This window comes from Pseudomonas fluorescens (assembly GCF_041354075.1).
Taxonomy (GTDB): Bacteria; Pseudomonadota; Gammaproteobacteria; order Pseudomonadales; family Pseudomonadaceae; genus Aquipseudomonas; species Aquipseudomonas fluorescens_CE.
Genome location: NZ_JARZGC010000019.1, coordinates 83,561 through 98,292, shown reverse-complemented (window position 1 = coordinate 98,292; position 14,732 = coordinate 83,561). Strand labels below are relative to the sequence as shown.

At 62.5% G+C, this 14,732-nt stretch carries 13 protein-coding genes; 7 read left to right on the top strand and 6 right to left on the bottom strand.

The window, feature by feature from the left end:
* Positions 1 to 154: 154 nt before the first annotated feature.
* Entirely contained in the window at positions 155 to 601 is a 447-nt protein-coding gene (locus QIW53_RS21165; RefSeq protein ID WP_371051556.1) for a response regulator, read from the top strand.
* A 75-nt stretch (positions 602 to 676) separates the two neighbouring features.
* Here the strand turns inward: QIW53_RS21165 and QIW53_RS21160 are convergent, their stop codons facing one another.
* Complete coding sequence (locus tag QIW53_RS21160) at positions 677 to 2,854, bottom strand: malate synthase G (RefSeq protein WP_371051555.1); 2,178 nt, start codon at positions 2,852 to 2,854, stop codon at positions 677 to 679.
* Positions 2,855 to 3,396: 542 nt separating this feature from the next.
* On the opposite strand from QIW53_RS21160, the gene QIW53_RS21155 reads away from it, so the two are divergent.
* Positions 3,397 to 3,915, top strand: coding sequence for a glycine cleavage system protein R (locus tag QIW53_RS21155; protein WP_371051554.1), 519 nt, complete (start codon positions 3,397 to 3,399; stop codon positions 3,913 to 3,915).
* A 216-nt stretch (positions 3,916 to 4,131) separates the two neighbouring features.
* Here the strand turns inward: QIW53_RS21155 and rarD are convergent, their stop codons facing one another.
* The 5 genes from rarD to QIW53_RS21130 all read right to left on the bottom strand — a co-directional run bounded on the left by rarD (position 4,132) and on the right by QIW53_RS21130 (position 9,981).
* Positions 4,132 to 5,019, bottom strand: a complete 888-nt coding sequence (gene rarD, locus QIW53_RS21150) for an EamA family transporter RarD (RefSeq protein WP_371051553.1) — start codon at positions 5,017 to 5,019, stop codon at positions 4,132 to 4,134.
* Positions 5,020 to 5,126: 107 nt separating this feature from the next.
* The gene (locus tag QIW53_RS21145; protein ID WP_371051552.1) at positions 5,127 to 6,101 is read right to left on the bottom strand and encodes a serine/threonine protein kinase; all 975 of its coding nucleotides are present in this window, start codon (positions 6,099 to 6,101) and stop codon (positions 5,127 to 5,129) included.
* Positions 6,102 to 6,345: 244 nt separating this feature from the next.
* Positions 6,346 to 8,247: a PhoX family protein gene (locus QIW53_RS21140; protein WP_371051551.1), complete on the bottom strand. Its 1,902-nt coding sequence runs from the start codon at positions 8,245 to 8,247 to the stop codon at positions 6,346 to 6,348.
* Positions 8,248 to 8,305: 58 nt separating this feature from the next.
* Positions 8,306 to 9,070, bottom strand: a complete 765-nt coding sequence (locus QIW53_RS21135; RefSeq protein ID WP_371051550.1) for a TOBE domain-containing protein — start codon at positions 9,068 to 9,070, stop codon at positions 8,306 to 8,308.
* Positions 9,071 to 9,246: 176 nt separating this feature from the next.
* A complete protein-coding gene (locus QIW53_RS21130; RefSeq protein WP_371051549.1) occupies positions 9,247 to 9,981 on the bottom strand; it encodes a ComF family protein in 735 nt (244 codons plus the stop codon).
* A gap of 109 nt (positions 9,982 to 10,090) precedes the next feature.
* On the opposite strand from QIW53_RS21130, the gene bioB reads away from it, so the two are divergent.
* From bioB to bioD, 5 genes are all read left to right on the top strand, one after another.
* A complete protein-coding gene (gene bioB, locus QIW53_RS21125) occupies positions 10,091 to 11,146 on the top strand; it encodes a biotin synthase BioB (protein WP_371051548.1) in 1,056 nt (351 codons plus the stop codon).
* Positions 11,147 to 11,298: 152 nt separating this feature from the next.
* Positions 11,299 to 12,477, top strand: coding sequence for an 8-amino-7-oxononanoate synthase (gene bioF, locus QIW53_RS21120; protein ID WP_371051547.1), 1,179 nt, complete (start codon positions 11,299 to 11,301; stop codon positions 12,475 to 12,477).
* On the top strand, positions 12,470 to 13,201 hold the full coding sequence (locus tag QIW53_RS21115; protein ID WP_371051546.1) for an alpha/beta fold hydrolase: 732 nt from the start codon (positions 12,470 to 12,472) through the stop codon (positions 13,199 to 13,201). The genes bioF and QIW53_RS21115 overlap by 8 nt, the downstream gene beginning before the upstream one ends.
* The gene (gene bioC, locus QIW53_RS21110; protein WP_371051545.1) at positions 13,194 to 14,006 is read left to right on the top strand and encodes a malonyl-ACP O-methyltransferase BioC; all 813 of its coding nucleotides are present in this window, start codon (positions 13,194 to 13,196) and stop codon (positions 14,004 to 14,006) included. The genes QIW53_RS21115 and bioC overlap by 8 nt, the downstream gene beginning before the upstream one ends.
* Positions 14,003 to 14,683 (top strand): dethiobiotin synthase, encoded by a 681-nt coding sequence (gene bioD, locus QIW53_RS21105; RefSeq protein ID WP_371051544.1) that lies wholly within the window; start codon positions 14,003 to 14,005, stop codon positions 14,681 to 14,683. The genes bioC and bioD overlap by 4 nt, the downstream gene beginning before the upstream one ends.
* The last annotated feature ends 49 nt before the right edge of the window (positions 14,684 to 14,732 follow it).

Sequence of the window (14,732 nt, the reverse complement as noted above, 5' to 3'; positions counted from 1 at the left end):
GACGCTTGAAGTAAAGGAAAACCCCTACTAATCCCCAGGAAAAAACTATCCTTTCCCTTATAGGCAAAAAATCCGACGAAGTGCACATTAGAAGGTCTTCTTAGCGATGTCTGACCACTGAGCAGGGAATGAATTTGATCACTTAGAGAAAGCCATGTCCGACCACGATATTTTGAGTGACGCCGAGCGCGAGGCGCTGAGTGCCGTCATGCTGGAGCCCGACCTGCCGCCGCAACGGGTGCTGATCGTCGACGACGATAAGGACGCCCGCGAGCTGTTGTCGGAGATCCTCGGTCTGGATGGCATTCGTTGCATGACCGCTGCCAGCGGTGAAACCGCGCTGAAGATGCTGAGTGAAAAACCCTCGATCGGTCTGGTGATCACCGATCTGCGCATGGGGCATGTCGATGGCCTCGACCTGATCCGTCAGGTGCGCGAATCGGTACGGGCGGCCATGCCGTTCATCATCGTTTCCGGTGATGCCGATGTGAAGGACGCCATCGCCGCCATGCATTTGAGCGTGGTGGATTTTCTGCTCAAACCCATCGATTCCAGCAAACTGCTGGCGTTGGTCAAGCATGAGCTGGGGATGGAGCCCTGATCGGTTATCCATCGCGAACAAAAAAAGCCCTGATCTTTCGATCAGGGCTTTTTCGTTTGCGGCATCAGCGCTCAGTTACAGGCCATTGGCAGCCTTGAACTCGCGACGACGACGGTGCAGGACCGGCTCGGTGTAGCCGTTCGGCTGCTTGGTCCCTTCGATCACCAGTTCGACCGCCGCCTGGAAGGCGATGTTGCTGTCGAAGTCTGGCGCCAGCGGGCGATACAGCGAGTCGCTGGCGTTCTGACGATCAACCACCGGCGCCATGCGCTTGAGGCTTTCCATTACCTGGGGTTCGGTGACGATACCGTGGCGCAGCCAGTTGGCGATGTGCTGGCTGGAAATGCGCAGGGTGGCGCGGTCTTCCATCAGGCCGATGTCGTGGATGTCCGGAACCTTGGAGCAACCCACGCCTTGATCGATCCAGCGCACCACGTAACCGAGGATGCCCTGGGCGTTGTTGTCCAGTTCGTTCCTGATCTGTTCGGCTGTCCACTGCGGGTTCACCGCGAGCGGGATGGTCAGGATGTCGTCCACCGACGCCGGCGCGCGCTTGGCCAGTTCGGCCTGGCGGGCGAACACGTCGACCTTGTGGTAATGCAGCGCGTGCAGCGCCGCCGCCGTTGGCGACGGAACCCAGGCCGTGTTGGCGCCGGCCAGTGGGTGGGCGATTTTCTGTTCGAGCATCGCCGCCATCAGGTCGGGCATGGCCCACATGCCTTTACCGATCTGCGCGCGACCTTGCAGGCCAGTGCTCAAACCGATGTCGACGTTGGCGTTCTCGTAGGCGCCGATCCATTTTTCCGACTTCATGTCCGCCTTGCGCACCATCGGGCCGGCTTCCATGGAGGTATGGATTTCATCGCCGGTACGGTCCAGGAAGCCGGTGTTGATGAACACCACACGCTCGCTCGCCGCCTGGATGCAAGCCTTGAGGTTGACCGTGGTACGGCGCTCCTCGTCCATGATCCCGACCTTGAGGGTGTTGCGCGCCAGGCCGAGCACTTCTTCGATGCGTCCGAACAGCTCGTTGGTGAACGCGGCCTCTTCTGGGCCGTGCATCTTCGGTTTGACGATGTAGACCGAACCGGTGCGGGTGTTGCGGCGCGTGGTGTTGCCGTTGAGGTTGTGCAGGGCGGCGAGGCTGGTCACCAGGCCGTCGAGGATGCCCTCCGGAACTTCGTTGCCCTGCTTGTCGAGGATGGCATCGATAGTCATCAGGTGGCCGACGTTGCGCACGAACAGCAGCGAGCGACCATGCAGGCTCAGTGCGCTGCCGTCGACTGCGGTGTAGGTGCGGTCAGCGTTCATGGTCCGGGTGAAGGTCTTGCCGCCCTTGGCGACTTCTTCGGCCAGGTCGCCCTTCATCAGGCCGAGCCAGTTGCGGTAGATCACCACCTTGTCATCGGCATCGACGGCGGCGACGGAGTCTTCGCAGTCCATGATGGTGGTCAACGCCGCTTCCATCAGGATGTCTTTGACACCGGCGGCGTCGGTCTGGCCGACCGGGGTGCTGGCGTCGACCTGGATCTCGAAATGCAGGCCGTTGTTTTTCAGCAGGATCGCGATCGGCGCCGAGGCATCGCCCTGGAAACCGATCAACTGCGCGTCGTTGCGCAGGCCGCTGTTGCTGCCGCCCTTGAGGGCGACCACCAGTTTGCCGTCGACGATCGTGTAGCCGGTGGCATCGACATGAGAGCCGGCGGCCAATGGCGCCGCTTCGTCGAGGAAGGCGCGGGCGAAGGCGATCACCTTGTCACCGCGAACCTTGTTGTAGCCTTTGCCTTTTTCCGCGCCATCCGCTTCGCTGATGGCGTCGGTGCCGTACAGCGCGTCATACAGCGAACCCCAGCGGGCGTTCGAGGCGTTGAGCGCGAAACGGGCATTCATCACCGGCACCACCAGTTGCGGGCCGGCCATGCGGGCGATTTCTTCATCGACGTTTTGCGTCGTGACCTGGAAATCGGCCGCTTCTGGCAGCAGATAACCGATGTCTTGCAGGAAGGCCTTATAGGCCACGGCGTCGTGCGCAGTACCTGCGCGTTCCTGGTGCCAGGCATCGATGCGGGCCTGGATGTCATCGCGTTTGGCGAGTAGGGCTTTGTTCTTCGGCGCCAGGTCATGGATGACCTTGTCGGCACCGGCCCAGAACTGCTCGGCGGTGAGGCCGGTTCCGGGAATGGCTTCGTTGTTCACGAAGTCGAACAGGACTTTGGCGACCTTAAGGCCACCGACTTGAACGTGGTCAGTCATTGCTTGCCTCACTCTGCTCAGCTATTTCTTTTTCTTCAAATTGACAATGAAGCCTCGGGCTATTTAAACCACAAACCCCTTCCCCCGGTACATGCCCTTTCGGGCGGCCGGGATGGAACCGATCAACGGCTTTGAGGCCTTGATGACAGGGCTTTCAGGGTTGCGAGCGTGCCTGCGGCAGACATCGATCCAACGTTATGTAGTGCGCGCTGCGGCATACTACATGATGAATTGCGCTTGTGAAAATTAGACTATTGACGTCGTTCTGCGACCCCATGACGCATTGCAGTCATGATGGGGTACGGGATGTTCTCAAAAAAAGGGTGGATTGTTCCAGTTAAATATCGTGAGTTGTACACGATTTGTTGGGCAGCTCAAGATTGTGTGGCCTTCAATCGCGAGCAGACTCGCTCCCACAGGGGGCCGGCGTTGTTCGTGTGGGAGCGAGCCTGCTCGCGATGGGGCCAGCCGGTCCGGCGCAGAGCCACCCCTTGCCTATACTTGCCCTTCAAGCACAAACGTCATGACCAGAGGGCTGCGCCATGGACCACCTCGTACTCACTGTTTTCGCACCGGACAAGCCCGGGCAGGTCGAGCGCATTGCCCAGTGCATCGCCGAGCAGGGCGGTAACTGGCTGGAAAGCCGCATGTCGCGCATGGCCGGGCAGTTCGCCGGGATTCTTCGGGTGGGCGTGCCGGCCGAAGCCTACGACGCGCTGGTGGATGCGCTGCAGGGGTTGTCGGCCCACGGCATTCGCGTGTTGATCGCCGAAAGCGGTATCGAGCAATCCTGCACCTGGAAGCCGATCGCGATGGAGTTGGTCGGCAATGACCGGCCCGGGATCGTGCGCGATATCACGCGCCTGTTGAGCGAGCAGGGGGTGAACCTTGAACGGCTGGTCACCGAAGTGCGTCCAGCACCCATGAGCAGCGAGCCGCTGTTCCACGCCGAGGCGATTCTGGCGGTGCCGCTGACCTTGTCCCTGGATGTGCTGCAGTCACGCCTGGAAACCCTGGCGGATGATTTGATGGTGGAACTGGTTTTGCGCAGTGAGCCCTGAGCGGGTTATCCAGTTTTTAACTGCACCTGCCTGTGGATAACCTGTAGAGACAGCCCGCCAGGCCACGCCGTTCGAGGCTTGGCCAGGCTTGGTCAAAAAATCACCAATATTCAGCGACTTGCGCACAATCGCCGGGGATCACGCTGTGGATAACCTTGGGAAGAACCTCCGCAGGCCACGTGACACATGGCGCGCAGAGGTTTGTGCGTTTTTTGATCAGCTGCGGCGGCGCAGACTTGTCCACGCGTCGACGCTGTAAATCGCAAGACCGGCCCAAATGAAGATGAACGCGGTCAAGGTGCTGGACGACAGATGTTCGCCGAACAGCAGCACGGCCTGCAGCAACACCAGTGTCGGTGCCAGGTACTGCAGGAAGCCCAGCGTGGTGTAGGGCAGGTGCCGTGCAGCGGCATTGAAGCTGACCAGCGGGACTAACGTGACCGGGCCGGCAGCAATCAGCCACCAGGCTTCGGAAGTGGTCCAGAACTCGGGTTGCGCGCTCATGGCCGTCTGATTGAACAGCAACCAGGCCATGGCAATCGGCACCAGCATCCAGGTCTCCACCACCAGGCCGGGCAGGGCCTTGACCGGGGCTTGCTTGCGGATCAGGCCATAGAATCCGAAGGTCAGTGCCAGCATCAGCGACACCCACGGCAGGCTGCCCACCTGCCAGACCTGCTGGGCCACGCCAACGGCGGCCAGCCCCACCGCGATCCACTGCATGCGCCGCAGCCGCTCGCCAAGAATCAGCATCCCCAGCAACACGTTGACCAGTGGGTTGATGTAGTAACCGAGGCTGGCCTCGAGCATGCGCCCGTTGTTCACCGACCAGACGTACGTCAGCCAGTTTGCGGCGATCAGCGTCCCGCTCAGCGCCAGGATCGCCAGGCGCTTGGGGTTTTCGCGCAATTCGCGCCACCAACCGGGATGCTTCCAGACCAGCAACAGCAAGGCACCGAACAGAGCCGACCAGAGCACGCGGTGAATGATGATCTCCACGGCGGGCACGCTGGCGATGGCTTTGAAGTAAATCGGGAACAGGCCCCAGATGATGTAGGCGGTCAGGCCCAGTATGTACCCGCGACGCGGGTTGGCGGCTTGCATGCAGAATCCTTGCTTAGGCAGCTAACAAAAGATGATTGTAAGGAAATTATTCAGCATATGTCGCGATTCCAACTGTAGGAGCAAGCTCGCTCCTACAGTTGATCTTGTCAGAACAGCTTCAATGGTTCTTCGTTGAGCGCCGCCAGTTGTTCGCGCAAGGCCAGCACCTGGTCACCCCAATAACGCTCGGTGCCGAACCACGGAAAACTGTGGGGGAACGCCGGGTCGTCCCAGCGCCGGGCGAGCCAGGCGCTGTAGTGCATCAGGCGCAACGCGCGCAAGGGTTCGATCAACGCCAGTTCCCGTGGGTCGAAGTCGTGAAACTCGTTGTAGCCGTCCATCAGTTCCGACAACTGCCCCAGACACGCCTGACGATCGCCGGCGAGCATCATCCAGATGTCCTGCACCGCCGGGCCCATGCGGCAGTCGTCGAGGTCGACGATGTGGAAGACCTCGTCGCGGCACATCATGTTGCCGGGGTGGCAATCGCCATGCATGCGGATGTTCTGGTGCGGCGTGGCCTGATAGACCTCCTCGACCCGCTTGAGCAGGTCGCGGGCAACGGACTCGTAGGCCGGCAGCAGGCTCCTGGGGATGAAATTGCCCTCCAGCAGTGTGGTCAGCGAATCGTCGCCGAAGTTTTTCACTCCCAGGGCTTCACGGTGTTCGAACGGCTTGGTCGAGCCGACGGCGTGCAAGCGGCCGAGCAACTGGCCGAGGCGATACAACTGATCGAGGTTGCCCGGCTCCGGCGCGCGGCCGCCACGACGTGGAAACAGGGTGAAACGGAAACCGTTGTGTTCGTGCAGGCTGGTCCCGTTGTGGATCAGCGGCGCCACCACCGGCACCTCGCACTCGGCGAGTTCGAAGGTGAACTGGTGTTCTTCGAGGATCGCCTCGTTGGTCCAGCGTTGCGGGCGGTAGAACTTGGCGATCAGTGGTTCGCCGTCTTCAATGCCGACTTGATAGACACGGTTCTCATAGCTGTTGAGCGCCAGGATGCGCGCGTCGCTGAGAAAGCCGATGCTTTCGACGGCATCGAGCACGAGGTCTGGGGTGAGTGTTGCAAACGGGTGGGCCATGCTGACTCCTGCGCGCAGCAGGCTGCTGCGTCCGGCCAGGCATGGTAGCGCAGACGGGCGTCGTTAGGTGGGGCTGTGCCGACCCCTCGGCGTGTACACACTCATGGTGTCCACCCCAAAACCCTCTAGGAGCGAGCTTGCTCGCGAAAAACGTCCAGGCAACGCAGGCATCCAGGCAGCCAGCGTCATCGTTAACGACCATCGCTGGCAAGCCAGCTCCTACAGGTGATCGGGTATGTACACACTAGGCGCCGACGATGCCGCCATCTTCACGGGTAATCGCCATCACCGACGACCGCGGTTTGCCGTTCGGCAAATGCTCGGGGAATGTCGAACCACCGTTCTCGCCGGGATGCTGAATCCCTACGAACAGTGTCTTCTGATCTGGCGAGAAGCTGATCCCCGTGACTTCGCAACCGATCGGCCCGACCATGAAGCGGCGGATTTCCCCGGTCGCCGGGTCGGCGCACAGCATCTGGTTGTTGCCCATGCCGGCGAAGTCACCGGTGTTGCTGGAGTCGCCATCGGTGAGGATCCACAACCGACCGGCCTTGTCGAAACCCAGGCCATCGGGGCTGTTGAACATGTTCTGCGGGTTGATGTTGGACGACCCGCCCTTCGGCGTGCCCGCATGGACCTGCGGGTTGCCGGCCACCACGAACAGATCCCAGGCAAAGCTGTTCGACGCGTGATCGTCGCCGTCGGTGCGCCAGCGCAGAATCTGCCCGTAGACGTTTTTCTCCCGTGGGTTGGGACCGCCCACCGGCTGCCCGTCTTCGCCGCGCTTGGCGTTGTTGGTCAATGTGCAATAGACCTGGCCGTCCTTGGGGCTGACGACGATCCATTCCGGGCGGTCCATGCGTGTGGCCTTGACCACCGAGGCCGCCAGTCGCACGTTGATCAGCACTTCGGCCTGGCTGGCGAAGCCGCTGCTGGCGTCGATGCCGTTCTTGCCATGGGTCAACTCGATCCATTCGCCCTGGCCTTTGGGGTGGTCGGCATTGTCGTCGCCCGCGTCGAAGCGCGCCACGTACAGGGTGCCGTGGTCCAGCAGGTCACGATTGGCCTTGGGGTTCTTGTGGTTGATCTTGTCGCGGCTGACGAACTTGTAGATGAATTCGCCGCGTTCGTCGTCGCCCATGTACACCACGGCGTGGCCGTCATGGGTTTCGGCCAGGGCCGCGTTTTCATGTTTGAAGCGGCCCAGAGCCGTGCGCTTGACCGGCGTGGATTTGGGATCGAACGGATCGATTTCCACCACCCAGCCGTGACGATTGAGTTCGTTGGGGTTTTTCGCCAGGTCGAAACGCTCATCGTGCTGATGCCAGTTGATCTCTTTACTGGCGGCGACCACACCGTAGCGTTTCTGCGCAGCATCGAATTTCTGCTCGGCATTGCTGCTGCCGAAACAGTCGGTGAAGTTCTCTTCGCAGGTCAGGTAGGTGCCCCACGGCGTCTTGCCGTTGGCGCAGTTCTGGAAGGTGCCGAGGACATGCTTGCCCTGCGGGTCGGCGCTGGTTTTCAGCAAGTCATGGCCGGCGGCCGGACCGCTCAGGCTGATCGGCGCGTTGCCGTGGATGCGCCGGTTGTAGCGCGAGCCCTGGACGAACTGCCAGTGACCATGCTTGCGCTGAACTTCAATCACCGAGACACCTTCGCAGGCCAGCGCCTTGCGCACTTCTTCAGCCGACTGCGGCATGCCGCCGTGGGGATAGAGGTAGCGGTAGTTGGTGTATTCGTTGTTGATCGCCATCAGCGCCCGGTCTTTTTCGCCGGGGAATTCGAACAGACTCATGCCGTCGTTGTTGTCGCCGAACTGCACTTCCTGTTGCGCGGCGGTGCCGTTGCCGCTCGGGTCGAACGCGGGACCGTCCTTCTGCAGCGGCTGCCCCCAACTGATCAGCACCGAGGATTTGTAGCCCGGCGGCAGGGTGATGGCGTCGCTGGTGGCGGCGGGGATGCTGGCAAAGCCCAGCAGTCTGCTGTTGCCGGCACTGACGCTGGCGGCGAGTACGCTGCGGCTGAGCAGGTTGCCGCCCAGGAACATCGCGGCACCGCACAAGGCGCCCGCGCTGATGAAACCACGACGGCTGAGGCCGACCATGGTTTCGAGGTCGGTCGATTGGTTCTCTTCTAATAGGCTCACGTCAGGCTCCCTGCGGTTTTTTGCAGTCACCTTAAAGTGCATAAATGACGCTTGTGTTTCAGAGCTGTGTACCGAGCAGCACGTTCGACGCGGCGAACTGCACCCGTACCGCTCGACCGACCGAAAGGCCACGGCTTTGCAGATCCCGTGGTTCGGCCAATGCGCACAGGGTCTGGCCATTGGGCAAGGTGATGCGCACTTCGCTGGGGCCGTCTTCGGCGGCGAGGACTTCTTCGATGATGCCGGTCAGGTCATTGTGTCCCGGTGTTGCTGCGCTCTCGATGGGCAGCACGTCGAGCCAGCCGGCCTTGATCAGGGCAACCACTTCGCTGCCCGGCTCCAGGGCCAGGCGCAGGGTGCTGCTGTGGGTGATCTGCGCGTCGAGGATCAGGCCTTCGGCCAGTTCCAGGCGAATCAGGTCGTTGCGCCCCTGCGCCTCGATCGCCCCAACCTTGCCGTGTAACTGATTGCGCGCGCTGGTCCTGAGCATCAGGCGCCCGAGCAGATCCAGATCGCTGGCCTCCTCGGCGGCTTCCAGCACCTGGGCCTGCAAGGCCTGCAGTTTCTGATACAGGCGCAAGACGCGCTCGCCTTCGCTGGACAGCCTGGCGCCGCCACCGCCCTTGCCGCCGACACTGCGTTCCACCAGCGGCTTTTGCGCGAGGTTGTTCAATTCGTCGATGGCGTCCCATGCCGCCTTGTAACTCAGGCCCGCGCTCTTCGCGGCGCGGGTGATCGAACCCTGTTCGGCGATGTGCTGCAGCAACGCGATGCGCTGCGGGCGACGAACGATGTGTTGGGACAGCAGGGTAGGCAGGGACATGGCTGGGTGCTTTGGCGGATGTATGTCAAGACGTTGGCGGCTGAAGCCCCGGTAGTCAAGTTGGACCGCGATCCTGTGGGAGCGGGCTTGCTCGCGATGGCGGCCTCACAGACGACTTCGATGTTGAATGCCGAGCCGCTTTCGCGAGCAAGCCCGCTCCCACAGGGTGTGCGGGGTTAGTCCCCTGGTTTGGGCGTGCGTGCCAGGCAATAGACATCGACCCGCGCGGCTCCGGCCTCCATCAACAGGCGCGCCAGGGCCTGCGATGTGGCGCCGGTGGTCAGCACGTCGTCCACCAGGGCCAGGTGGCGTCCCCTGATCGACGCTTCAGGCATCAGGGCGAAGGCGTGGCGCAGGTTTTTGCGCCGGGCATCGGCCTTGAGTGCCTGCTGGGCGCTGGTGTCCTGGGTGCGCTGCAGCAACCGTTCGTCGCAGGGGATGCCCAGGCTTTCGCTCAGCCAGCGGGCCAGCATCGCGGCCTGGTTGAAACCGCGCTGGCGCAGGCGTTTAACGGCAAGCGGGACGGGCACCAGCGCGTCTGGTCGCGCCACCGCTTCATCAAAGCGATGTTGCAGGGATTGCGCGAGAAGTTCGGCCAACAGGCGGCCAAGGGGCCACTTGGCGCTGTGTTTGAAGCGGGTGATCAGGCTGTCGACCGGAAAGGTGTAGGTCCAGGGCGCAATCACCTGTTGAAAAGCCGGTGGCTGCTGCAGGCATTGACCGCAGGTCAGGCCCGGTGAAGGCATGGGCAAGGCGCAGGTGTCGCAGTGATCGCCCAGCCAGGGCAGATCGGCTTCGCAGGTCAGGCAGATGGGCCTGATGTCTTCGGTGCTTTCACTGCAAAGCAAACAATGTTGGTCATTGTTTAACCAGATGTGAACCTTTCCTACATGACGTGGTTGACAGCGCATCGCTCATCCTTAAATATGCCAAACATCCGTATCGCGACTGGGGTTATTCCCTGCCTCAGTCGTCAGTCCAGCATAGAACCTTGCCCTGCTTAAAATAAAGGTAACGCCCATGAGCGCCAGCACCTCTGCCACCCTGCGTCATGACTGGTCTTTGGCCGAAGTCAAAGCTCTCTTCGTTCAGCCATTCAATGACCTGTTGTTCCAGGCGCAGACCGTGCACCGCGCGCACTTCGACGCCAACCGTGTGCAGGTGTCCACGCTGCTCTCGATCAAGACCGGCGCCTGTCCGGAAGACTGCAAATACTGTCCGCAGTCCGGTCACTACAACACCGGCCTGGAAAAAGAAAAGCTGATGGAAGTGCAGAAGGTCCTCGAAGAGGCCGCCCGCGCCAAGGCCATCGGTTCGACCCGGTTCTGCATGGGCGCCGCCTGGAAACACCCGTCGGCCAAAGACATGCCCTACGTGCTGAAAATGGTCGAAGGGGTGAAGGCCCTGGGCCTGGAAACCTGCATGACCCTCGGCCGCCTCGATCAGGAGCAGACCGAAGCGCTGGCCAAGGCCGGCCTCGACTACTACAACCACAACCTTGATACCTCGCCGGAGTTCTACGGCAGCATCATCACCACCCGCACCTACAGCGAGCGCCTGCAAACCCTGGCCTACGTGCGGGATTCGGGGATGAAGATCTGTTCCGGCGGTATCCTCGGCATGGGCGAGTCCCTCGACGACCGCGCCAACCTGCTGATCCAGCTGGCCAACCTGCCGGAGCATCCGGAGTCGGTGCCGATCAACATGCTGGTGAAAGTGGCCGGCACACCGCTGGAAAACGCCGAAGACATCGACCCGTTCGACTTCATCCGCATGCTCGCCGTTGCGCGCATCCTGATGCCCAAATCCCACGTGCGCCTGTCCGCCGGCCGCGAAGCCATGAACGAGCAGATGCAGGCCCTGGCGTTCTTCGCCGGCGCCAACTCGATCTTCTACGGCGAAAAACTGCTGACCACCGCCAACCCGCAGGCCGACAAGGACATGCAACTGTTCTCGCGTCTGGGCATCCTGCCCGAAGCCCGCGAAGAGCACGCCGATGAGGTGCATCAGGCCGCCATCGAACAGGCGCTGGTGGAGCAAAAGAGCAGCGAGATGTTCTACAACGCGGCTGTTTGATGCGACGCACATCGAATATGGGAGCGGGCTTGCTCGCGATGACGGACTGACATTCAACATTCATGTCGTCTGATACGCCGCTTTCGCGAGCAAGCCCGCTCCCACGTGAGATTAGATTCCTGATTTATGCGATCTGAAACATCGAGGCCTGCATGTCTTTCGATCTCGCTGCACGCCTGGCTGCCCGTCGTGCCGACAATCTCTACCGCCAACGGCCCCTGCTCGAAAGCCCGCAAGGGCCGGAGGTGGTGGTCGATGGTCAGCCGTTGCTGGCGTTCTGCAACAACGATTACCTGGGCCTGGCCAATCACCCGCAGGTGATCGAAGCCTGGCGCGCTGGCGCTGCGAAATGGGGCGTCGGTGGCGGCGCATCGCACCTGGTGATCGGCCATAGCGGCCCGCATCACGAGCTGGAAGAAGCCCTGGCCGACCTGACCGGGCGCCCGCGTGCGCTGTTGTTCACCACCGGCTACATGGCCAACCTCGGCGCCGTCACGGCATTGGTGGGGCAGGGCGATACCGTGCTGGAAGACCGGCTCAATCACGCCTCGCTGCTCGATGCCGGGCTGTTGTCCGGAGCACGGTTCAGCCGTTACCTGCACAACGACGCGACAAGCCTGGCCAGTCGCCTGGAGAAGGCCATCGGCAACACGCTGGTGGTCACCGACGGCGTGTTCAGCATGGACGGCGACATCGCCGACCTGCCGGCCCTGGCCCGCGAGGCCAAGGCCCGGGGCGCCTGGCTGATGGTCGATGACGCCCATGGCTTCGGGGCGCTGGGGACCCATGGCGGCGGGATCGTCGAGCACTTCGGCCTGAGCCAGGATGATGTGCCGGTGCTGGTCGGCACCCTCGGCAAGGCGTTCGGTACGGCGGGCGCTTTTGTCGCCGGCAGTGAGGAACTGATCGAAAGCCTGGTCCAGTTCGCCCGCCCCTACATCTACACCACCAGCCAACCACCGGCCCTGGCCTGCGCGACCCTGAAGAGTCTTGAGCTGCTGCGTACCGAGCATTGGCGGCGCGAGCATCTGAATACGCTGATCCGCCAGTTCCGCCACGGCGCGGAACAGATCGGACTTGAGCTGATGAACAGCTTCACACCGATCCAGCCGATCATGATCGGCGATGCCGGACGGGCGATGCGCTTGTCGCACCTGCTGCGTGAACGCGGGTTGATGGTGACCGCGATCCGCCCTCCGACCGTGCCCGCCGGCAGCGCTCGCTTGCGCGTGACCCTGACCGCAGCGCACAGCGAGGCGCAGGTGCAGCTATTGTTAGATGGACTGGCCGATTGCTTTCAATCTCTGGGACCGGAGCCAAGCCATGCGTGATCGCCTGATTCTGTTGCCCGGCTGGGGGCTCGGTATTTCTCCGCTCGAGCCGTTGGCTGCTGCGCTCAAAGGGCTGGACGAACACCTGCGCGTCGAGATCGAACCGTTGCCGGAGCTGACCTCCAGTGACCCGGAAGAATGGCTCGACGAGCTCGATGCCAATGTGCCCCAGGACGCCTGGCTCGGTGGCTGGTCCCTGGGCGGCATGCTCGCTGCCGAGCTCGCGGCGCGGCGCGGTGATCGTTGCTGCGGCCTGCTGACCCTGGCCAGTAATCCTTCGTTCGTCGCCCATGAGCAATGGTCGGGCGCGATGCCCGGCGAGACCTTCGACGCCTTCCTGGCCGGCTGCGCGGCCGATCCACGGATGACGCTCAAGCGATTTTCGCTGCTCTGTGCTCAGGGGGCCGAAGACCCGCGCGGGTTGTCTCGGTTGCTGCTCGGCGGCGCGCCCAACACCGCGACGTCGGTATTGATGAGCGGCCTGGAGTTGTTGGCCCAACTGGATACCCGTCACGCGTTGCAGGCGTTTCGCGGCCCACAGATGCACCTGTTCGCCGGGCTTGACGGCCTGGTGCCGGCAGAGGCCGCCAGTGATTTGCTGGCGTTGCTGCCGGATGTCGAAATCGGCCTGATTGAACAGGCCAGCCACGCGTTTCTCCTGGAGGACCCGCACGGAGTGGCGGGTGCGATCCAGGCCTTTTTGCACGAGTCCGGCGATGACTGATTTATCCTTTCCAAAGCTGCCCGGCGCCTTGCCGGACAAGCGCCAGGTGGCGGCGTCCTTTTCCCGCGCGGCGAGCAGCTATGACAGCGTGGCCCAATTGCAGCGCGATGTCGGCAATCAGTTGCTGAGCCGATTGCCTCGTGACTTCGTACCGGGCCGCTGGCTTGACCTGGGCAGTGGCACCGGGCATTTCAGTCGGTTGCTGAGCACGCGCTTTCCCGAGGGCGACGGCGTGGCGCTGGACATCGCCGAAGGCATGCTCAATCACGCGCGTCCGCTGGGCGGGGCCGCCCATTTCATCGCTGGCGATGCGGAGCGCCTGCCGCTGCGGGAAGCGACCTGTGACCTGATTTTCTCCAGCCTGGCCGTGCAGTGGTGTGCCGATTTCGCCTCGGTGCTCAGCGAAGCGCGGCGTGTACTGAAACCGGGTGGTATTTTCGCGTTTGCTAGTCTGTGCGTGGGCACACTGGCAGAGCTGCGTGACAGCTGGCGGCAAGTGGACGGCATGGTCCACGTCAATCGCTTCCGTGAATTCGAGGCTTATCAGCAACTGTGTGCCGCCAGCGGTTTGCGGATCGTGGGTCTGCAAACCCGGGCTCATGTGCTGCATTACCCGGATGTGCGCAGCCTGACCCATGAACTCAAGGCGTTGGGGGCGCACAACCTGAACCCCGGACGCCCGGGTGGATTGACCGGGCGGGCACGGATTCTCGGTCTGGTGGAGGCTTATGAGCAGTTTCGCCAGGCCCCTGGGCTGCCGGCGACTTATCAAGTGGTGTATGCCGTTTTGGAGAAACCCTTATGAGCGCAGCGTATTTCATCACGGGCACCGACACCGATGTCGGCAAGACCACCGTCGCTGCCGGCCTGTTGCATGCCGCGCGATTGGCGGGGCTGAGTACGGCGGCGGGTAAACCGGTGGCCTCGGGTTGCGACGTCACGCCCAGGGGCTTGCGCAATGCCGATGCCTTGGCGCTGCAGGCCGAATGTTCGCTGCCGCTGACCTATGCCCAGGTCAATCCGGTCGCGTTCGAGCCGGCCATCGCGCCGCACCTGGCGGCGCGTGAGGCGGGCGTGGCATTGACCGTGCAATCGCTGTTGGCGCCGATGCGGCAGATTCTGGAGATGCAGGCCGATTTCACCCTGATCGAGGGCGCCGGCGGCTGGCGTGTGCCGCTGGCCGACCAGGACAACCTGTCGGACCTGGCCATGGCGCTGGGCCTGCCGGTGATTCTGGTGGTCGGCGTGCGGTTGGGATGCATCAACCATGCGTTGCTGACGGCCGAAGCCATTGCCCAGGACGGTTTGCAACTGGCCGGCTGGGTGGCCAACATCATCGATGCCAAAACGGCGCGCCTGGAAGAAAACCTCGCCACGCTGGCCGAACGCATCCCCGCACCGTGCCTTGGCCGGGTGCCGAAGCTCAAGCTGCTGACGGCCGAAGCGGTCGCCGAACACCTTCAGCTGGATCTGCTGGACTGACGCCTGGCGGCAATGGTTTTGCCTATGACAAGGCACTGTGCCATTAGTG